The sequence below is a fragment of the Sediminicola sp. YIK13 genome (genome assembly GCF_001430825.1).
Taxonomy (GTDB): Bacteria; Bacteroidota; Bacteroidia; order Flavobacteriales; family Flavobacteriaceae; genus Sediminicola.
Window position 1 is genome coordinate 399,576 of record NZ_CP010535.1, and the last position, 19,227, is coordinate 418,802.

Annotated in this window: 17 protein-coding genes; 10 read left to right on the top strand and 7 right to left on the bottom strand. The window is 39.2% G+C overall.

Features of this window, described 5'->3' with window-relative positions; translation table 11 throughout:
* Nucleotides 1–99 precede the first annotated feature (99 nt).
* Together msrB and SB49_RS01860 are read right to left on the bottom strand one after the other, a co-directional pair.
* Complete coding sequence (gene msrB / locus SB49_RS01855) at nucleotides 100–591, bottom strand: peptide-methionine (R)-S-oxide reductase MsrB (protein WP_062053314.1); 492 nt, start codon at nucleotides 589–591, stop codon at nucleotides 100–102.
* Nucleotides 592–764: 173 nt separating this feature from the next.
* The gene (locus tag SB49_RS01860; RefSeq protein ID WP_062053316.1) at nucleotides 765–1,319 is read right to left on the bottom strand and encodes a hypothetical protein; all 555 of its coding nucleotides are present in this window, start codon (nucleotides 1,317–1,319) and stop codon (nucleotides 765–767) included.
* Nucleotides 1,320–1,503: 184 nt separating this feature from the next.
* Between SB49_RS01860 and glgB the strand changes: the two genes are divergently transcribed.
* From glgB to SB49_RS01880, 4 genes are all read left to right on the top strand, one after another.
* Nucleotides 1,504–3,399: a 1,4-alpha-glucan branching protein GlgB gene (gene glgB / locus SB49_RS01865; protein ID WP_062053319.1), complete on the top strand. Its 1,896-nt coding sequence runs from the start codon at nucleotides 1,504–1,506 to the stop codon at nucleotides 3,397–3,399.
* A 103-nt stretch (nucleotides 3,400–3,502) separates the two neighbouring features.
* Nucleotides 3,503–5,902 (top strand): glycoside hydrolase family 31 protein, encoded by a 2,400-nt coding sequence (locus tag SB49_RS01870; protein ID WP_062053321.1) that lies wholly within the window; start codon nucleotides 3,503–3,505, stop codon nucleotides 5,900–5,902.
* 39 nt (nucleotides 5,903–5,941) lie between these two features.
* Nucleotides 5,942–6,751 (top strand): M48 family metallopeptidase, encoded by an 810-nt coding sequence (locus tag SB49_RS01875; protein WP_062053322.1) that lies wholly within the window; start codon nucleotides 5,942–5,944, stop codon nucleotides 6,749–6,751.
* Between the two features lie 79 nt (nucleotides 6,752–6,830).
* Nucleotides 6,831–8,150 (top strand): MFS transporter, encoded by a 1,320-nt coding sequence (locus SB49_RS01880; RefSeq protein WP_062053324.1) that lies wholly within the window; start codon nucleotides 6,831–6,833, stop codon nucleotides 8,148–8,150.
* 48 nt (nucleotides 8,151–8,198) lie between these two features.
* Here SB49_RS01880 and SB49_RS01885 read toward each other — a convergent pair whose 3' ends face one another.
* From SB49_RS01885 to SB49_RS01900, 4 genes are read right to left on the bottom strand one after another with little or no spacing between them, the layout of a single operon-like run.
* Nucleotides 8,199–8,924: a head GIN domain-containing protein gene (locus tag SB49_RS01885; RefSeq protein WP_062058753.1), complete on the bottom strand. Its 726-nt coding sequence runs from the start codon at nucleotides 8,922–8,924 to the stop codon at nucleotides 8,199–8,201.
* Nucleotides 8,925–8,942: 18 nt separating this feature from the next.
* Nucleotides 8,943–10,034: a hypothetical protein gene (locus tag SB49_RS01890; RefSeq protein ID WP_062053326.1), complete on the bottom strand. Its 1,092-nt coding sequence runs from the start codon at nucleotides 10,032–10,034 to the stop codon at nucleotides 8,943–8,945.
* Nucleotides 10,035–10,045: 11 nt separating this feature from the next.
* A complete protein-coding gene (locus SB49_RS01895) occupies nucleotides 10,046–10,597 on the bottom strand; it encodes a hypothetical protein (protein WP_062053328.1) in 552 nt (183 codons plus the stop codon).
* A 2-nt stretch (nucleotides 10,598–10,599) separates the two neighbouring features.
* A complete protein-coding gene (locus tag SB49_RS01900) occupies nucleotides 10,600–11,157 on the bottom strand; it encodes an RNA polymerase sigma factor (protein ID WP_062053330.1) in 558 nt (185 codons plus the stop codon).
* A 216-nt stretch (nucleotides 11,158–11,373) separates the two neighbouring features.
* On the opposite strand from SB49_RS01900, the gene lon reads away from it, so the two are divergent.
* Together lon and cmk are read left to right on the top strand one after the other, a co-directional pair.
* Nucleotides 11,374–13,827, top strand: a complete 2,454-nt coding sequence (gene lon / locus SB49_RS01905) for an endopeptidase La (RefSeq protein WP_062053332.1) — start codon at nucleotides 11,374–11,376, stop codon at nucleotides 13,825–13,827.
* A gap of 114 nt (nucleotides 13,828–13,941) precedes the next feature.
* On the top strand, nucleotides 13,942–14,634 hold the full coding sequence (gene cmk / locus SB49_RS01910; protein ID WP_062053334.1) for a (d)CMP kinase: 693 nt from the start codon (nucleotides 13,942–13,944) through the stop codon (nucleotides 14,632–14,634).
* Between the two features lie 39 nt (nucleotides 14,635–14,673).
* Here cmk and SB49_RS01915 read toward each other — a convergent pair whose 3' ends face one another.
* Nucleotides 14,674–15,054: a LysM peptidoglycan-binding domain-containing protein gene (locus SB49_RS01915; protein WP_062053336.1), complete on the bottom strand. Its 381-nt coding sequence runs from the start codon at nucleotides 15,052–15,054 to the stop codon at nucleotides 14,674–14,676.
* Between the two features lie 261 nt (nucleotides 15,055–15,315).
* On the opposite strand from SB49_RS01915, the gene rpsA reads away from it, so the two are divergent.
* The 4 genes from rpsA (at nucleotide 15,316) to SB49_RS01935 (ending at nucleotide 19,194) form a co-directional block, all read left to right on the top strand.
* Nucleotides 15,316–17,154: a 30S ribosomal protein S1 gene (gene rpsA / locus SB49_RS01920; RefSeq protein ID WP_062053338.1), complete on the top strand. Its 1,839-nt coding sequence runs from the start codon at nucleotides 15,316–15,318 to the stop codon at nucleotides 17,152–17,154.
* A gap of 155 nt (nucleotides 17,155–17,309) precedes the next feature.
* Nucleotides 17,310–17,849 carry a bifunctional pyr operon transcriptional regulator/uracil phosphoribosyltransferase PyrR gene (gene pyrR / locus SB49_RS01925; RefSeq protein ID WP_062053340.1) on the top strand — a complete coding sequence of 180 codons (540 nt, stop codon included), beginning with the start codon at nucleotides 17,310–17,312 and terminating at the stop codon, nucleotides 17,847–17,849.
* 70 nt (nucleotides 17,850–17,919) lie between these two features.
* Nucleotides 17,920–18,846 carry an aspartate carbamoyltransferase catalytic subunit gene (locus SB49_RS01930; protein ID WP_062053342.1) on the top strand — a complete coding sequence of 309 codons (927 nt, stop codon included), beginning with the start codon at nucleotides 17,920–17,922 and terminating at the stop codon, nucleotides 18,844–18,846.
* A 6-nt stretch (nucleotides 18,847–18,852) separates the two neighbouring features.
* Nucleotides 18,853–19,194: a hypothetical protein gene (locus SB49_RS01935; protein WP_062053344.1), complete on the top strand. Its 342-nt coding sequence runs from the start codon at nucleotides 18,853–18,855 to the stop codon at nucleotides 19,192–19,194.
* Nucleotides 19,195–19,227: the final 33 nt, after the last annotated feature.

Genomic DNA, 19,227 nt, shown 5'->3' on the forward strand with positions numbered 1-19,227 from the left:
TACTAATTTAGGATCGTAATAAATTCATTTAAAAGTTTCTTAATGGCCATAAATGAAGCTTGTTCGACAAGAATTTTCTTCCATGCCATGAACCATCAATTACTTGGCTGGAACAAATTTCATAGCAGTACCATTGATACAGTGTCTTTCGCCAGTTGTTTCTCTTGGGCCGTCTTCAAATACATGACCTAAATGACCCCCGCACACAGCACAGTGCTCTTCGGTGCGTTTATAGCCAATTTTATAATCCACGTCATAGGCAACATTACCTTCTATGGCTCTGTCAAAACTAGGCCAGCCGGTTCCGGAATCAAATTTATGCTCTGATTTAAACAATGGGGTGCCACATGCGGCACATACATAAGTTCCTTCTCTTTTTTCCTTTAGAAGATCACTGGTAAAAGCTCTTTCGGTGCCGGCCTCCCTGAGCACATAGTACTGCATATCCGTAAGCTCCTTTTTCCATTCTTCCTGGGATTTTACAATGCTGAAATTTTCAGTACCGCTATTCGTAGCTTGCTTTTTTTCTTGTGAATTTCCTTTACACCCTGTTAGGACAATACAGAAAATAAGAACGATATTCTTGATCATTATACAATTTTTTTAATTTCTGTTTTAGACGGAAAAATTCTTCCGTCCTTTCAAATTTAAAGTACCTACGGCAATAAATGCGTTAAGGTTTTATTAAGTTGGTTTTTTTTGGAAGCAAAAAACCCCAATTCCTCACGGGAATTGGGGTTTGTATTGAAATATTATCACGGCGTTTAGTCCACTATGATTCTTTGGATATCTTTTTCTGTTACTCCTAAGGTTTGCATCACGGATGCTATATTGGATCTGTCCAATTTGCCACTGGCAAAATCAGCAGGCATAATTGCAATTCTAAAGACCTGATTGTCCGTATCACCAGGGGCCAAGGTGCCCAAGTCAAAATCGGACTCCAAGAAAATACTTACATCTAAAAAGGTATGGTCATAATTGTATTGTAGAATCCCTTGGTTCAATATCCTGGTTTGAGGCAGTAGTCTCCAAATATCTACAGCTTCACCATTACTATCCTCTGTTTGGTCCCATAATATGAAGACCAATACAATATCTGATTCAAAAACTTCCACGGTTTGGGGAAATTCATAAAATATAGAGTACTCGTTATTTGCAGTAAAATCGCCCTGAATTTCCAGGACCTGTCCAACTACGTTTACACCGTCAAGGCCATCCAGGCCGTCTAAGCCATCAAATCCTGGGGGTCCTGCCGGACCTTCACATGCCATAATAAAAAGGGCCAAAAATGTTCCTAATGCTAAACTGAATTTTTTCATAATTTACGGTTTTAAGTATTTATATTTATCAAGTACGTATCCTACTTTTGTATTCATTTATCCAAGGTTTCAAAAAGCGTTCCACTTTTTGATAAACGTAATAAAAATATAAAAGTTGTTGTAAATTATAGTCCCTCAAGGGAAATGAGCAAACTTGTTTTATATTGCAATAAATAACCAAACCATGCCAGGCGTACTATCTCATAGTCTATTTTCTAATTTCGACATACATTTATTCAGATCAGGAAAACATTACCGACTTTATGAGAAATTAGGATCCCATCCCATGAAGGTCGATGGGGTAGAGGGTACTTATTTTGCTGTTTGGGCTCCTTCTGCCAATGCTGTTTATGTTGTCGGGGATTTTAATTATTGGCAACAGGACCATAAGTTGAATGTTCGTTGGGACGGCAGTGGTATTTGGGAAGGTTTTATTCCAGGGACTGGTAAGGGCACACTATATAAGTATAAGATTCATTCCAACAATGATGGAATAGTTACTGAAAAGGCAGATCCTTTTGCCAGATCCTGTGAACATCCCCCTAGGACCGCTTCGGTTGTTTGGGAAGGGAACTATACATGGAAAGATGAGGATTGGATGGAAAATAGGGAAGCCAAAAATGGTTTGGATTGTCCGCATTCTGTTTATGAAGTGCATTTGGGATCCTGGAAACGCAAAAGTGATAATTCGTTTATGACCTATAAGGAGTTGGCCGATGATTTGGTCAACTACGTGAAGGAGATGAATTTTACCCATGTGGAATTTATGCCCATTATGGAATATCCCTATGATCCATCGTGGGGATATCAGTTAACGGGTTATTTTGCACCTACTTCAAGATTTGGAAGCCCAGAAGACTTTAAACTTTTGGTGGATAAGCTGCACCAAAATGGTATTGGGGTAATCCTGGATTGGGTACCGTCCCATTTTCCTGAGGATGCACACGGATTAGGGATGTTCGATGGTTCGCATCTTTTTGAACACCCCGATAAAAGAAGGGGATATCATCCAGATTGGAAAAGTCTCATCTTTAACTATGGAAGGAATGAAGTCCGTGCTTTTTTAATTAGCAATGCCCTGTTCTGGTTAGACCAGTTTCATGCAGATGCCTTGCGTGTAGATGCCGTAGCTTCCATGCTTTACCTAGATTATTCCAGGGAAGAAGGGGAGTGGGAACCAAATATATATGGAAACAATGAAAATCTGGAAGCCATTTCATTTGTAAGGGAGCTCAATGAGGCTGTTTACCTGAATTTTAATGGGGTACAGATGATAGCAGAGGAATCTACCTCATTTTCAATGGTATCACGCCCGGTAAGCATTGGAGGGCTGGGTTTTGGTATGAAATGGATGATGGGTTGGATGAACGACACCTTGGAATATTTTAAAAATGACCCTATCCATAGAAGGCATCATCAAAATGACATCACCTTTAGCATGACCTATACGTTTACCGAAAATTTCATGCTTCCCTTTTCTCACGATGAGGTAGTGTATGGTAAACAATCCTTGTTGTACCGTATGCCAGGTGATGAATGGCAACGCTTTGCAAATTTACGACTGTTATATGGGTATATGTTTACCCATCCCGGTGCTAAACTCCTGTTTATGGGGGCCGAATTTGGTCAGTCGTCCGAATGGAATTTTCAAGCTAGTTTGGATTGGCATTTACTTCAATATGATGTTCATTCAGGAATCCAGAAATTGGTGAAAGACTTGAATACCTTATATCGCAATCATCCCGCTTTATACGAAAAACAATTTACGGATGAAGGCTTTCAATGGATAGATTATGGCGATCATGAAAATTCAGTGCTTACCTTTATCCGAAAAGGGGTCAATAAAAAAGATGATCTCATCATAGCCTGTAATTTCACCCCCATTTTAAGGCTTAATTACCGAGTAGGGATACAAAAAGCAGGAAGACTGAAAGAAATTTTTAATACTGATGATGAGAAGTACGGCGGAAGCGGAAGTACTAACAATAAGGAGCTCAAAGTGGAAAGTATCCCTTGGCACGGGAATAAAAAATCCATGGAATTGGATATTCCACCTTTGGGTGTAGTAATACTTAAATAAATAAATCAAATAATTTATGTGCCACTAAAAGTTCATTTAGGAAATACTATCACTTTAGTATTCGTCGTTAATGTATTTTTTGTGATGTTTAAACCAAATAGTTATGATTACTAATACTGAACTTGAGTATAAAGGGAATTTATACCCTAACCATATAATAGATTTTAAAAGGGAAGCGGATAAGTTGTATTTCACGACCGATAATGGCGTTATTTTGGAAATAACCGTCCTAAGGGACAGTGCTTTGCGCTTTAGATATGCCACAGAAAATATTTTTGAACCCGATTTTTCTTATGCCATCAGCGAAGATGCCAGTACGGGGTACAACGAGTTGGAAATGGAGGAAACACCGACGGAATATTTGATAAGCACGGCCAAATTAAAAATATTGGTAGATAAGCAGACGTTAAGAACACAGATTTCCGATCTGGAAGGCAATATCATTAATGAAGATGAACTTGGATTTCACTGGGAGGAGAATTACGAGTACGGTGGTAATACCGTTAAAATGAGTAAAATAACCCAGTCTTCGGAGAGTTTTTATGGTCTGGGCGACAAGGCAACACATTCCAATCTAAAGGGAAAAAGAGTTACAAATTGGGCGATGGACCAGTATGCCTTTGCCAAAGATCAAGATCCGTTATATAAGGCCATTCCTTTTTATGTGGGATTGCACAATAATAAGGCCTATGGTGTCTTTTTTGATAATTCTTTTGGTACCACCTTCGATTTTGCACACGAAAGAAGGAATATAACAAGTTTTTGGGCTGACGGAGGGGAAATGAACTATTACTTTTTCTATGGACCAAAAATCACTAATGTAGTCAAAGCTTACACAGATCTCACTGGAAAACCAGAATTGCCACCATTATGGGTTCTGGGGTTTCATCAATCCAAGTGGAGCTACTTTCCGGAAAGTAGGGTTATGGAGATCGCTACTAAATTCAGGGACCTTAAAATCCCTTGTGATGCCATTTATTTGGATATCGATTACATGGAGGGTTTCCGATGTTTTACCTGGAACAAAAATTATTTCCCCGAGCCTAAAAAAATGGTAAAGGAATTAAATGATATTGGCTTTAAGACCGTGGCAATAATAGATCCAGGAATAAAAGTGGACAAGGATTACTGGGTGTACCAAGAGGGAATGGAAAATGACTATTTCTGCAAAAGAGGGGATGGCCCCTATATGCGTGGTAAGGTATGGCCAGGCGAATGTAATTTTCCAGATTTCACAAATCCGGACGTTCGCGAATGGTGGGCAGGACTCTATAAAGAATTAATTGCGGACATAGGCATTAAAGGGGTGTGGAACGACATGAACGAACCAGCAGTTATGGAAGTGCCCACCAAGACCTTTCCATTGGATGTGCGCCATGACTATGACGGTAACCCGTGTAGCCATAGGAAGGCTCATAATGTCTATGGAACCCAAATGGCCAGGGCAACCTATGAAGGAGTAAAAAAATTCACCTATCCCAAAAGGCCATTTGTAATCACAAGATCTGCTTTTTCAGGGGCACAACGCTATACATCTACTTGGACAGGTGATAATGTGGCAACTTGGGAACATTTATGGATTGCCAATGTACAGGTACAACGAATGTGCATGAGCGGGATGTCCTTTGTTGGGTCCGATATCGGTGGCTTTGCGGAACAACCCAATGGGGAGCTCTTTGCACGATGGATTCAAATGGGGGTTTTTCATCCCTTTTGCAGGGTGCATTCCAGCGGGGATCATGGAGACCAAGAGCCATGGTCTTTCGATAATGAGGTTACAGACATCGTAAGGAAATTTATTGAATTGAGGTATCAACTATTACCCTATTTATATACCATGTACTGGAAGTATTGTAAAGAAGGTACTCCCATGATACAGTCATTGGTTTATTTTGATCAAGAGGATCACCAAACTCATTTTAGAACGGATGAGTTTATTTTTGGTGAGCAGATCTTGGTCTGTCCCGTGCAAGAGCCAAATGCCCAAGGGAGAAGGATGTACATCCCTAAGGGAAAATGGTATAATTTTTGGACGGATGAAATGGTATTGGGTGGTAAGGAAAAATGGGTGGTGGCCGATATAGATAAAGTCCCACTGTTTATAAAAGAAGGTGCTTTAATACCAAAGTACCCTGTGCAACAATACGTTGGTGAACTGGCAATTAAAGAACTGGTCTTGGATGTTTATTTTAAAAAAGGAATAGAAGATTCTACAGTTTATGAAGATGGGCAGGATGGTTTTGATTACAAAAAGGGAAGGTACAGTGTCAGGAACTTTAAATTAAGGGGAAAAGATGATCAGTTGATTATCCAACAATTTAAGGATGGAACATTTATAACATCTTATGAAACCATAAAATTGAAGTTTCACGGTTTGCCATTTCAAATAAAAAGCATTCAAGTGGACAACGAAACTGTATCATTTGAAGATGTTAAATTAAATGGAAGCAACTCGATTGAATTGAGCAAAGAATTTAATGTATTAGAGTTAACGGGGATTTAATATTTTTGTACTTTCATTTTTCTAAAAAGAACTAATATCATGAAGAAGATACTATGGGTAGCAGCCCTTTTGTTAATTGCCTCGGCGTGTAAAACGAATCCCTTTACGGGTCAACGAACGTTGAATTTTTATCCAAATAGTCAAGTTTTTCCTACTGCTTTCGCGCAGTATGACCAATTTTTGGAGGCTAATAAGGTGGAGACCGGAACAGCAGATGCCAAAATGATCTCTAAGGTGGGGCAACGGATTGCTGCTGCTTCAGAGCGTTGGTTAACTGCCAATGGGTATCCCGGATATTTAAAAGATTATAAATGGGAGTACAATCTTGTCAAAGATGAGACAGTAAATGCTTGGTGTATGCCCGGAGGTAAGATTGTTTTTTACACAGGGATATTGCCTATTTGTCAAGGAGAGACAGGTATTGCCGTAGTTATGGGTCATGAAGTTGCCCACGCCCTGGCAGATCATGGGGCTCAGCGAATGAGTGCCGGAACGCTACAGCAATTAGGGGCAGTAGCCGGTAATGTTGCCATAAAAGACGAAAGTACGCTTGCTGTTTTTAATCAGGCCTATGGGATAGGTACTACAGTGGGTGGAATGCTTCCTTTTAGTAGAAGCCACGAAACCGAAGCCGATAAGATTGGTCTTCAGATTATGGCCATTGCTGGGTATGATCCTAAGGAGGCAGCGGAACTTTGGAAAAGAATGAAAGCCAATAGTGGGGGACAAGGGCCACCGGAATTTTTAAGTACACACCCTTCCAACGATACAAGGATCAACAACTTGACCGTTTGGGCACCGGAAGCTGAAGCGGAAGCTAGAAAATTTGGAGTCACCTCTTTTCAGTAAAGAATATGAAGGGATTATTAAAATAATATAAAATATAACAGATAAGCTGTCCTACAAAGGGCAGCTTTATTTTTTGTGCATGGGAAGTATCACTTTGGTTAAGGGGAGTAAGAAATTATTGAATGCTTGGGCTTTTTATGATTGGGCAAATTCAGTCTATAGCCTGGTCATAGCCTCCGCTATATTTCCCATTTTTTACGGGGCCTTGTTCCGCAGCGCCAATATAGAAAAGGTCGTTTTATTTGGAGGGGAAATAGCAAGGGGTCCGTTGATCAGTTATGTGACCTCGGCAGCGTTTTTATTCATAGCCATCATCACCCCGCTCTTGTCAGGAGTGGCAGATTATCTGGGCAACAAAAAGTTATTTCTTAAATTTTTCTGCTATTTGGGAGGTATTTCTTGTATGGGCCTTTATTGGTTCTCTTTGGAAAATATTTACCTGGGATTGCTTTGTTATTTCTTTGGTTTGGTAGGTTTTTGGGTCAGCTTTGCCTTTAACAACTCCTACCTGCCTGATATTGCATTTCCAGAACAACAGGATCGCATCAGTGCCAAGGGATTTTCCTTGGGGTACATAGGGAGTGTTATATTACTGCTGTTTAATTTGGCCATGGTCATGAAGCCCGAATTCTTTGGTATTACCTCGGATGGCGGGGAAATTGCAGAGATAAAAGCGATGAAGTATTCTTTCTTATCTGTTGGAATATGGTGGATGGTTTTTAGTCAATATACTTTTTACCATTTACCTAAGGGCAATAAAAGAGAGGGTCCAAAAGAACAAGTACTCCTAAATGGTTTCAAGGAATTGAAAAGTGTCTGGAAACAACTGGGCAAGGAGGTTCGGTTAAAAAGGTATCTAGGCGCTTTTTTTGTTTACAGTATGGCCGTACAGACGGTAATGCTCATCGCTACTTATTTTGGGGAAGAAGAAATAAGCTGGGGTTCAGATAATGAACGTACCATGGGGCTAATCATCAGCATTCTGGTGATACAGATCGTTGCTATTTTAGGAGCAACACTAACAGCAAAAGCTTCCAAGGCTTTTGGGAACATTAAAACCCTGATTGTGGTCAATATTTTGTGGATAGCCATATGTATCTATGCCTATTTTGTGATCACCCCAATGGATTTTTATATTGCTGCGGGGTGCGTTGGGATAGTTATGGGCGGAATACAGGCCCTATCCAGATCTACGTATTCCAAATTTATTCCTCAAACGAAGGATACCACCTCGTTTTTTAGCTTTTATGATGTTTCAGAAAAGATAGGTATTGTCATAGGAACCTTTATGTATGGCTTTATCGCACAGCTTACAGGGAGCATGAGAAATGCCACCATTTTTCTAGGCCTATTCTTCATTATTGGGGCTTTTCTTTTGACCAGAGTGCCAAAAAAATAAAAAAAAAGCCCTTAAAAAGGACTTTTTATGTGCTAATCATAAATTTGTTTAACCTTTGGTGATATCACCGGATCCTGAAGTTTTTGTATCTATCTTTTTTGGATTGCCACGATACGAAATATCCCCTGAACCGGAAACCCTTGCCTGTATCATCTCTGTGGCGGTAACTTCAATATCTGCAGAACCGGAGACATTAGCCGTTACATTCTTGGCAGAAAGATCATAGGCATTTACGTCTCCTGAACCAGAAACCCTGACCTCGAAATCTTCTGTTTCCCCGGTTAGGGTAATATCCCCTGATCCTGAAATTGTGGCTTTTACAGTCTTCGCTGAGACCGAAAGAGAAATATCTCCAGATCCCGAAATATCAGTTTTGAAATTATCGGTGGCAATGGTTTTCTTCCCCACAATATCGCCGGAGCCTGATAACGTTACAGCATCAACTCTTTCCACTGGGATGGTAATGAAAATTCCCTGCTTCCAGGAAGACGGACTTAAATAGATTCCTTTTTCGACCTTGACCACCAATTTACCATCCTTTATTTCTGTAGTTATATATTCCAATAGGTTTTCTTCCCCTTTTAGAATAAGTTTCCCTTCTTTTCCATCCACCAGTTCTACATCGAAAGATCCGGATATAAAGATGGCGTCATAGGGTCCTGTATTCCTGTTTTCTGTAATGATATTGCCATTTCCTTTAATTTTCTTGCCCCATTGGGCATAGGTGAAGGTCATGCACAACATGGATACACCTAGTATTAGAATTTTTTTCATGGTCATAATGGGTTTCAATTAATTTTTATTGAAGGATATGCTTCCATAATCGCTATTTACGGAAACCTTATTTCCGCTGTTGCTCTTGCCGTAATAACCTTTGTAATATTTTTGGTTCGACTTTTCTGTACTGATATTGATCTCAAAATTATCTTTACCACTGACACCGGCATATTCGGCGGTGATCTCAAAATCAAAATAATATTGGGGATTGTATCCGATATTGATACCCATATAATCCGAATTGATCGCCACATTGCCAGCGTCCGCTGCCAATTCCTTGATTCTAAGGGAGCCATAGTCTGCGGAGATGTCTAGATTTCCGTGGATAACCCCTAATTTTACATTGATGTAGTCTCCTTTTCCCTGCACATTATTTGCTTCACCTATATCTATGGAGCCATAATCACTTGAGTACTGAAGATTGTCCATTTTTGTAATGGTAGAATTGGTATAATCTGCTTTAATGACAAGATCCCCTGCTTTCTCTATCGTAAACCCAGAATAGTCTGCTGATATTTTGCCACTGTTGATATAGCCAATGCTACTTTTGGAGGTGTAGTCAAAATTAAGCTCATTGTTTCTACCTCTCAATTCCCCAATCTCCAATCTACCATAATCACAATTGATCTTTGCATGGCCATCTATCCTGTCCAAAATAATGCTACCGTAGTCATTATTGAGATGAACATTATTCTTTACTGGGACTTTTATAAAATAATCGATCTGCATGTTCACGTTATTCCCACCACCCCAGTTCCAGTTCCAATTGTTGTTGTTTTGGTTGAATATTGTTTTGGCGGAAACCATATCCTCGCCAGCGTCAAAATTTACGGAGATTTGGTCCAATTTTTTTTGAACCTTATCTTCGTTGTTGCCATTTGTCTTGATCCGAACTTCTATCATGATCCTGTTTTCGTTCCATGAAGTGATGTTGAGGTTGCCATAGCTGTTGTCTATGGACATAAGGGCATTGGCACTGACCTTAAATTCTTTTTTGATTGTTTTTTCTTTGGTGTATTTTCCTTTTAACGGATCCACATGGGCATGGGAAAAAATAGGGAGTGCTAAAAACAAGATAATACAGGTAATTGGGATGAACTTTTTCATTTTACTTTTTTTTAAATTAGAGTATGTGTTTTTTCTTTTTCATTAATGACTTTAATCTGTTCGATCTGTTGAAGGACCTCTTGCAATAGGCTTATTCTAGTTTGGAAATTGGTGACCATAGCGCTTAATATGAACTTACTGTTACCACCATTCAGAAGATCCTGCTCCATTTTTTTATAATCTTTTTCCAATTTTTTTAATTGGAACATGGCATCTTCCACCATTTGTTTGGTCTCTGGTGAGCTTTCACTTTGTAAGAGTTTGGTCTGCTCATTGATAAGATTGGCAAAATAAAATTCAGTTTTGGAGGCCTCTGGGGAAATTTTTGCTATTTGTTGGTCAGTAGTAGGTTTTTCTATAAAATATCCAAAACCAATAGCTATAAGCAGGGCTATGGAAGCAGCCATAAGTAGTGGTTTCCATATACCTTGGCCCCAGCTTCTTCTAGACCTCTCACTACGTTTGTTTAGTTTCTTTAAAAACCTGGCCTCATGGCCAATGGCGGGTTCTTCTTTGTCGAAAGAGCCTTTTAAATTGTTGAATATGGTTTCTAAATTATCCATTGTTATTGTATTACGGGGGTTAATTTTTTTCTAAGACTCGCTTTTGCCCTAGAGATAATAGTTCTGCAATTCGCATAACTTATTTTCATGATTTCACTTATCTCTTCATAATCATATCCTTCTATTAAAAATAAGGTCAAAGCAATTCTGTAATTGTCCTGCAATAGATTCATGGTCTGCATCACTTTTTGAGCCATCAATTCAGTGACTCCATGATCTGCATCAATACCATCATCATCTTTGACCTTGTACAATATATTTTCCAGCGCTACTTCGTTCTTTTTCTGTTGCTTGCGATAGTGATGGATACTGTTGTTGACCACTATTCTCTTTAACCAAGATCCAAAGGTTACCTCGCCTTTAAACGTGTGCAATTTGGTAAAAGCACTCAAAAACGATTCCTGCATAATGTCCTCTGCTTCGGCACTATCCTTTACTATCCGCAGGGAAGTATTGTACATTGCTTTATAATAGCGATTGTATACTTCCATTTGCGCACCAGGGTTGCCTTCCCTACACAATTGCAACAGATCGTTAATATGTTCTTCTTTATGGCTCAAAAAGCGAATCGTTTGTCTAATAGATGATTCAATTTAAGGATTGTTACAGTTTTTTTAAAAAATTAACCAGTTGTTGGCATAACAATTGTTTTTAGATGGATGAATAAGGTTCTGAAAACGCAAATTTGTTAAGGTTTGTAGGGTTTTACAGACCAATGAATTATAATTTAAAATTAGATTTCTGTTATAAAATGACAGAATGACCGAAATAACGATATGAGTAAATCTAAATTTTTAAATATTGACAGTATGTCACTGCAAGGAATTGATGAGGATTCAGAGTTAATACCTTTAATGACACCCGAAGATGAAGAGGAGATCAATAATGAGGTCTTGCCGGAAACTTTGCCAATATTGCCTTTGCGCAATACCGTTTTGTTCCCAGGGGTTGTTATTCCGATCACCGCAGGAAGGGATAAGTCTATTAGCCTTATTAAAGATGCCAATAATGGTTCAAAAGTAATTGGTGTTGTTTCCCAAAAGGATGAGGAAACAGAGAACCCTGGAATCAATGATATTAATACTTTAGGAACTGTAGCGCGAATTTTAAGAGTGCTGCAAATGCCCGATGGGAATACAACGGTCATTATTCAAGGGAAAAAACGTTTCGAAATTGCAGAAGTGCTCACAGAGAAGCCATACATGACAGCCACGGTCAGAGAAACCAAGGAGGAGAGGCCACCTGCAGGGGATAGTCAGGAATTTCTTGCCATCATAGAATCTATTAAAGAATTGGCACTAAAGATCATCAAGGATAATCCAAATATTCCAAGTGAGGCTTCCTTTGCTATAAAGAATATCCAGAGTAATTCATTTTTGATCAACTTTGTGTCCTCCAATTTAAATCTTGGTGTAAAGGAAAAGCAAGAATTATTGGAAATCCCAAATTTGCAGGATAGGGCATTGGCTACCTTAAAGTATATGAATGTGGAACTCCAAAAATTGGAGCTGAAGAATGACATTCAGAGTAAGGTGCGCAGTGATTTGGACCAACAACAAAAGGAGTATTTCCTTCATCAACAAATGAAGACCATCCAGGAGGAATTGGGAGGTATTTCATATGAAGAGGAAGTAGATGAGATGGCCCAAAAGGCAAAAGAAAAAAAATGGAGTAAAAAGGTATCTGAACACTTCACCAAGGAGTTGGCCAAGATGCAACGAATGAATCCACAGGTAGCCGAATATTCTATACAAAGAAATTATTTGGAGCTTTTCTTGGAGTTGCCCTGGAATGAATTTTCAAAAGATAAATTCGATTTAAAAAGAGCTCAAAAAATCTTGGACAGGGACCATTACGGTTTGGAAGACGTCAAAAGAAGGATTATCGAGTATTTGGCCGTTTTAAAGCTGAGGAACGATATGAAATCTCCAATTTTATGTTTGTACGGCCCTCCTGGTGTAGGTAAAACCTCTTTGGGCAAGTCTATTGCCAAGGCAATTGGAAGGGAATATGTTCGTATGTCCCTTGGAGGACTGCGAGATGAGGCAGAAATACGAGGCCATAGGAAAACCTATATTGGTGCTATGCCCGGACGAATCATCCAAAGTCTAAAGAAAGCTGGTAAATCCAATCCCGTGTTCATTTTGGACGAGATAGATAAATTGTCGAACAGTCACCAAGGTGATCCATCTTCTGCCATGTTGGAAGTATTGGATCCTGAACAGAACAATGATTTTCATGACAACTTTTTGGAAATGGGGTATGACCTTTCTAAGGTGATGTTCATTGCAACGGCAAATAATTTATCGAGCATACAACCGGCTTTATTGGATCGTATGGAAATTATCAATGTAACGGGATACACCATTGAGGAGAAAGTAGAGATTGCAAAAAGGCATCTTTTGCCAAAGCAGTTGAAGGAGCACGGACTTACAGATAAACATTTAAAGATTGCCAAGCCACAATTGGAAAAAATAGTGGAAGGTTATACCCGGGAATCTGGGGTACGTGCCTTGGAGAAGCAAGTTGCCAAAATGGTACGTCACGCTGCCAAGTCCATCGCCATGGAGGAGGAGTACAATTTAAAAGTGACCAATGAAGACATAGAAAAGGTATTGGGACCTGCCAGAATGGAAAGGGACAAATACGAAAGCAATGATGTGGCCGGAGTAGTCACAGGGTTGGCATGGACGAGTGTAGGCGGAGATATCTTGTTTATAGAATCCATTTTATCCAAAGGTAAAGGGACCTTGAACATTACAGGGAACCTAGGTAAGGTCATGAAAGAGTCCGCTACGATTGCCATGGAATATATCAAGTCCAACGCCGATAGTTTTGGAATAGACTCTGAAGTGTTCGATAAGTACAATGTTCATATCCACGTGCCTGAAGGGGCCACCCCAAAAGATGGTCCCAGTGCTGGTGTTACCATGCTGACCTCTTTGGTATCTTTATTTACCCAGAAAAAGGTAAAAAAGAGTCTGGCGATGACAGGGGAGATCACCTTAAGGGGCAAAGTACTTCCGGTTGGTGGTATCAAAGAAAAGATTTTAGCTGCTAAACGAGCCAAGATTAAAGAAATCATCTTATGTGAGGACAATAGAAAAGACATTTTGGAAATAAAAGCGGAGTATTTAAAAGGTCTGGAATTCCATTATGTAACAGATATGAGCGAAGTAATTAATTTGGCCATAACGGATGAAAAGGTCAAGAATGCGAAAAGTCTTTAAATCAAGGCCTTAGTATTAGATAAAAAGGACAATGGTTCTAGGAAAACTGGAACCATTGTCCTTTTTTCATGTAGAATGTTAAATAAATTATTGAATTCTAAGTATTTTTGACCAATGCAAAAAATAACCATAGCCATTGACGGCTTTTCTTCAACCGGAAAAAGTACACTAGCCAAACAGCTTGCCAAGGCTTTGGGTTATATATATGTAGATACAGGAGCCATGTACCGGGCCATAACCCTTTTTGCCATGCGCAATAAATTTGTTGGGGTGGAAAATGAAAATATTAATGCTTTGATAAAATTATTGCCACAGGCGAAGCTTAAGTTTGTTTTTAACGAGCAACTAGGTTTTGCGGAAATGTTCCTCAATGGCGAAAATGTAGAAAAGGAAATTAGGAGCATAGAAGTTTCCAACCAAGTGAGCAGGGTAGCCACCATCGAGGAGGTGAGGCATAAGTTGGTGGATATGCAGAAAGAAATGGGTAAGGAGAAAGGAATTGTGATGGACGGGAGAGATATTGGTACCGTGGTGTTCCCAGATGCCGAACTAAAAATTTTCATGACAGCTTCCCCTGAAACAAGGGCATACAGGAGATATAAGGAATTACTGGACAAGGGAGATAAGGTAACTTATAAGGAGGTGTTGAAAAATATTCAAAATAGGGATTATGTGGATTCACACAGGGAGTTCTCCCCATTGAGGAGGGCCGAGGATGCCATTGAATTTGATAATAGCGATATGGGTATGGAGGAGCAGTTTGATAGGATATACAATCATTCACTGCGCGTAATAGCGCAACAATAAAAAAGGGCCGAATTACGGCCCTTTTTACTTTTTTCATGTTTATTTGTTGGGAATAACTAAAACTTGATCGGGATGTATCATGTCCGGATTTTTTAGAATATTGGTATTCGCTTCAAATATCTTCTTGTATTTCACGGGATCACCATAATAGTGCTTGGCAATTTTACTTAAAGATTCACCGCTCTTAACAACATGTCTATGGTAGACGGAATCATCTGCAACCGTAATATTTGCTTTTATATCAGATGGATTTTCCCCACCCAATTCCTTGATCTTATCCCAAAGAAGGTCTTTTTCGTAAGGGGTATTGGCCTTGCCTTTTATTTTAAGGACGCCACCTTCTTCCGATACATCTCCATCTTTTATGCCCAGTTTTTCCCCAAGGGTTAAGACACCTTGGTATTTGTCTTTAGTGCTCATGTTCAATTTTTTTAAATGTTAATATTATGCTGTTTAAGGTACGGATTTTCAAGGATTTTGAGAATATTTCCTTCAAATAGTTCTTTCCGGAGCAACCTTCTATAAATAAGTTTGTAAAACCATTATTTAGTTGTATTTTTGCACACCTTTTTTACAGAGAGTCGAGAGGAAAAGGTAATAAAAAAAAATTTATATATAACATCTTCTGCAGTAATTGTTTAGCTCTTGGATGGCTGCGGAATACAAATTAATTATCAGCAAATGGCTGAAGAAAAAACAACAGCGCAAGTAGATGAAACTACGCAAGACGCTAAAGAAACAAAAGTAGAGACCCAAGTACAGGATCCAAAAGAGTTTTTGGAAAACTTCAATTGGGAAAAGTATGAACAAGGTATTGAGCGTGTTGATGATTCCAAATTACAGGAATTTGAAACATTGGTAGCTAAAAACTTTGTGGATACTGCAGATGAGGAAGTAGTTGAAGGAACTGTAGTTTACCTTACAGATCGTGAAGCTATTATTGACATCAATGCAAAATCTGAAGGTGTTATCTCTCTTAACGAATTTCGTTACAACCCAGATCTTAAGGTTGGAGACAAAGTTGAGGTGTTGATAGATATCCGTGAGGATAAGAGTGGACAGTTGGTATTATCTCACAGAAAAGCCAGAACTATCATGGCTTGGGACAGAGTTAATGCAGCCCACGACAAAGAAGAAATCGTTAATGGTTTTGTTAAATGTAGAACTAAAGGTGGTATGATCGTTGATGTTTTCGGCATCGAAGCTTTCTTGCCAGGTTCTCAAATAGATGTGAAGCCTATCCGTGACTACGATCAGTACGTAGGAAAAACTATGGAGTTCAAAGTTGTGAAAATCAACCATGAGTTCAAAAACGTAGTAGTATCCCACAAAGCGTTGATCGAAGCGGATATCGAAGAACAGAAAAAAGAGATTATCGGTCAATTGGAAAAAGGACAAGTATTGGAAGGTGTTGTTAAGAACATCACTTCTTATGGTGTCTTTATTGACCTTGGAGGTGTTGATGGTCTTATCCATATCACTGATCTTTCATGGAGCAGAATCAACCACCCGAACGAGGTTGTTGAACTTGACCAGAAATTGAACGTGGTTATCTTGGATTTCGATGACAACAAATCTAGAATCCAATTAGGATTGAAGCAATTGGAGAAACATCCTTGGGATGCCTTGAGCGAAGAGATCAAAGTTGGTGATAAAGTAAAAGGTAAAGTAGTAGTTATTGCTGATTACGGTGCATTTATTGAAGTAGCTGAAGGAGTTGAAGGACTTATTCACGTTTCTGAAATGTCATGGTCTACACATTTGAGATCTGCACAGGATTTCGTAAATGTTGGAGACGAAGTAGAAGCAGTGGTATTGACTTTGGATAGAGAAGACAGAAAAATGTCTCTTGGAATCAAGCAATTGACTCCAGATCCATGGACCGATATTACTACTAAATATCCAGTAGGTTCCAAGCACAAAGGAATCGTTCGTAACTTCACAAACTTCGGCGTATTTGTTGAAATGGAAGAAGGTATCGATGGTTTGATCTATATTTCAGATCTTTCTTGGACTAAGAAAATCAAGCATCCATCAGAATTTGTTACCGTTGGTGACACATTGGAAGTGGAAGTATTGGAATTGGATGTTGAAGGACGTAAATTGAGCTTGGGCCACAAACAGACTACTGTTAACCCATGGGACAAATACGAAACTGAATTTGCATTGGATACCGTTCATAAAGGTGCCATCGCAGAGATCGTTGACAAAGGAGCTACCGTAAACTTCAATGAGGACATCGTTGCATTTGTACCGACACGTCACTTGGAAAAAGAAGATGGTAAGAAACTTGTAAAAGGTGAAGAGGCAGATTTCAAAATTATTGAGTTCAATAAAGAATTCAAAAGAGTTGTCGCTAGCCATACAGCAATCTTTAGGGAAGAAGAGCAACGTAATGTAAAAGCTGCAGTTAGAAAAGCTGCTGCAAATGCAGACGAAGCTAAACCAACCTTAGGTGATGCCAACGAAGCGTTACAAGCGTTGAAAGATAAAATGGACGCTGCTGCCAAGAAAAAGTAAGCATCTGTTTATTCATAATTGAAAAGCCCGGACAATTTGTCCGGGCTTTTTTTGTTTCCATTTTTTAAAAGAGATGAACCACGCTTTAATTTACCCCTCGTATATTGGAAGGAAATCCCTATTTTTGTTTTTCAATAGAATCGGTCTCCTAACGTATGAGTCAAAAAGTACTACTTTCCTCTAAAGAAATACACATTATCCTTCACCGATTGGCTTGCCAACTATTAGAGAATCATTTGGATTTTAGCAATACGGTACTCATCGGTCTTCAGCCCAGAGGAACTTTTTTGGCGGAACGATTGGCCAAAATCCTAAAGGAGGAATATGGTATTAAAAAGATAGAACTTGGGTTCTTGGACATCACCTTCTATAGGGATGATTTTAGAAGAGGCAACAAACCATTAGAGGCCAATGAAACAAAGATGGACTTTCTTGTTGATGATAAAAAGGTGGTATTGATAGATGATGTCTTGTATACCGGGCGAAGTATCCGTGCAGCCTTAACCGCCATTCAGTCTTTTGGCAGGCCTTTGGAAATAGAATTGCTGACCTTGATCGATAGAAGGTTCAGTCGTCATTTGCCCATTCAGCCCAATTATAGGGGCAGACAGGTAGATGCCATTAATGAGGAAAAAGTAAAGGTAATGTGGAAGGAAAATGATGGGGAAGACACCATTTATTTAATTAATAAATAATATAGAAATAGCGCTGAAGTAACTTATTAAGGGTTAAAAGGCGCAGTAGAATAAATAGAAATTAAAGCATATGAGCGAATTAAGTGTAAAGCACTTGCTAGGGATTAAGTATCTAAATGAAAAAGATATTCAGCTCATTTTTGAAACTGCCGATCATTTTAAGGAAGTAATTAATCGTTCCATTAAAAAGGTGCCGTCTCTTCGAGACATCACTATCGCCAACATATTTTTTGAGAACAGTACCAGAACCAGGCTTTCTTTTGAACTAGCAGAGAAACGTCTGTCAGCAGATGTAGTTAACTTTTCCGCAGCCCAATCCTCCGTAAAAAAAGGAGAGACCCTTATAGATACAGTAAATAACATCCTTTCCATGAAAGTGGATATGGTGGTCATGCGCCATCCAAATCCGGGGGCAGGAATATTTCTTTCCAAACATGTAAAAGCTTCTATAGTAAATGCTGGTGACGGAGCACATGAGCATCCTACCCAAGCCCTATTGGACTCTTATTCTATCCGAGAAAAATTGGGAAGCGTGGCAGGCAAGAATGTGGTTATTGTGGGAGATATTCTACATTCGCGGGTAGCTTTGTCAAATATCTTTGCCCTTAAACTTCAAGGGGCAAACGTGAAGGTCTGTGGCCCAAAAACATTGATGCCAAAGCATATCGAATCCTTAGGGGTAACAGTAGAGACCAACTTAAGAAAGGCGCTTAATTGGTGTGATGTTGCCAATATGTTGCGCATTCAGAACGAACGTATGGATATAAGTTATTTTCCGACCACTAGGGAATACACCCAACAATTTGGGGTGAACAAAGTCTTGTTGGATAGTTTGGATAAGGAAATAGTAATCATGCACCCAGGCCCTATCAACAGGGGCGTGGAGATAACAAGCGATGTTGCCGACTCCAATCAGTCCATCATTCTTAACCAGGTGGAAAATGGGGTAGCTATTCGCATGGCAGTCATATATTTATTGGCTTCAAAAATAAAATAAGATCCTATGATTTTCAACAGAGAAGACACTACGACCATTGTTTTACAGGAAAATACTTCCTTAAAGGTATTTTTGGAAAATTTAAAATCAGGGTATCCAAAAATTAAGAACGATCATATTATCGTGAACCTATTTTCATTCTCCAAGCTTACGGCGAATGATGTTTTGGAGTTCCATGAGCTTTCAGTGGCCCATAGAAAATTAAAGAAATCTTTTATTCTGGTTACAGACAAGGTAACTTATGAAGAAGTGCCAGATCATATCATTGTAGTGCCAACCATACAAGAGGCCAGGGATGTCATTGAGATGGAGGAGATTGAGCGCGATTTGGATTTGGAAGAAGAGTAGATATACTTCCTAATGAACATAGGCCAATGTCTA

Bases quoted from the DNA above. Each gene is read 5' to 3' on its own strand.
- msrB (WP_062053314.1), bottom strand. From the start codon at position 591: ATGATCAAGAATATCGTTCTTATTTTCTGTATTGTCCTAACAGGGTGT.
- SB49_RS01915 (WP_062053336.1), bottom strand. From the start codon at position 15,054: ATGAGCACTAAAGACAAATACCAAGGTGTCTTAACCCTTGGGGAAAAA.
- glgB (WP_062053319.1), top strand. From the start codon at position 1,504: ATGCCAGGCGTACTATCTCATAGTCTATTTTCTAATTTCGACATACAT.
- SB49_RS01935 (WP_062053344.1), top strand. From the start codon at position 18,853: ATGATTTTCAACAGAGAAGACACTACGACCATTGTTTTACAGGAAAAT.
- rpsA (WP_062053338.1), top strand. From the start codon at position 15,316: ATGGCTGAAGAAAAAACAACAGCGCAAGTAGATGAAACTACGCAAGAC.
- SB49_RS01875 (WP_062053322.1), top strand. From the start codon at position 5,942: ATGAAGAAGATACTATGGGTAGCAGCCCTTTTGTTAATTGCCTCGGCG.
- SB49_RS01890 (WP_062053326.1), bottom strand. From the start codon at position 10,034: ATGAAAAAGTTCATCCCAATTACCTGTATTATCTTGTTTTTAGCACTC.
- SB49_RS01860 (WP_062053316.1), bottom strand. From the start codon at position 1,319: ATGAAAAAATTCAGTTTAGCATTAGGAACATTTTTGGCCCTTTTTATT.
- pyrR (WP_062053340.1), top strand. From the start codon at position 17,310: ATGAGTCAAAAAGTACTACTTTCCTCTAAAGAAATACACATTATCCTT.
- SB49_RS01885 (WP_062058753.1), bottom strand. From the start codon at position 8,924: ATGAAAAAAATTCTAATACTAGGTGTATCCATGTTGTGCATGACCTTC.
- SB49_RS01870 (WP_062053321.1), top strand. From the start codon at position 3,503: ATGATTACTAATACTGAACTTGAGTATAAAGGGAATTTATACCCTAAC.
- SB49_RS01895 (WP_062053328.1), bottom strand. From the start codon at position 10,597: ATGGATAATTTAGAAACCATATTCAACAATTTAAAAGGCTCTTTCGAC.
- cmk (WP_062053334.1), top strand. From the start codon at position 13,942: ATGCAAAAAATAACCATAGCCATTGACGGCTTTTCTTCAACCGGAAAA.
- lon (WP_062053332.1), top strand. From the start codon at position 11,374: ATGAGTAAATCTAAATTTTTAAATATTGACAGTATGTCACTGCAAGGA.
- SB49_RS01880 (WP_062053324.1), top strand. From the start codon at position 6,831: ATGGGAAGTATCACTTTGGTTAAGGGGAGTAAGAAATTATTGAATGCT.
- SB49_RS01930 (WP_062053342.1), top strand. From the start codon at position 17,920: ATGAGCGAATTAAGTGTAAAGCACTTGCTAGGGATTAAGTATCTAAAT.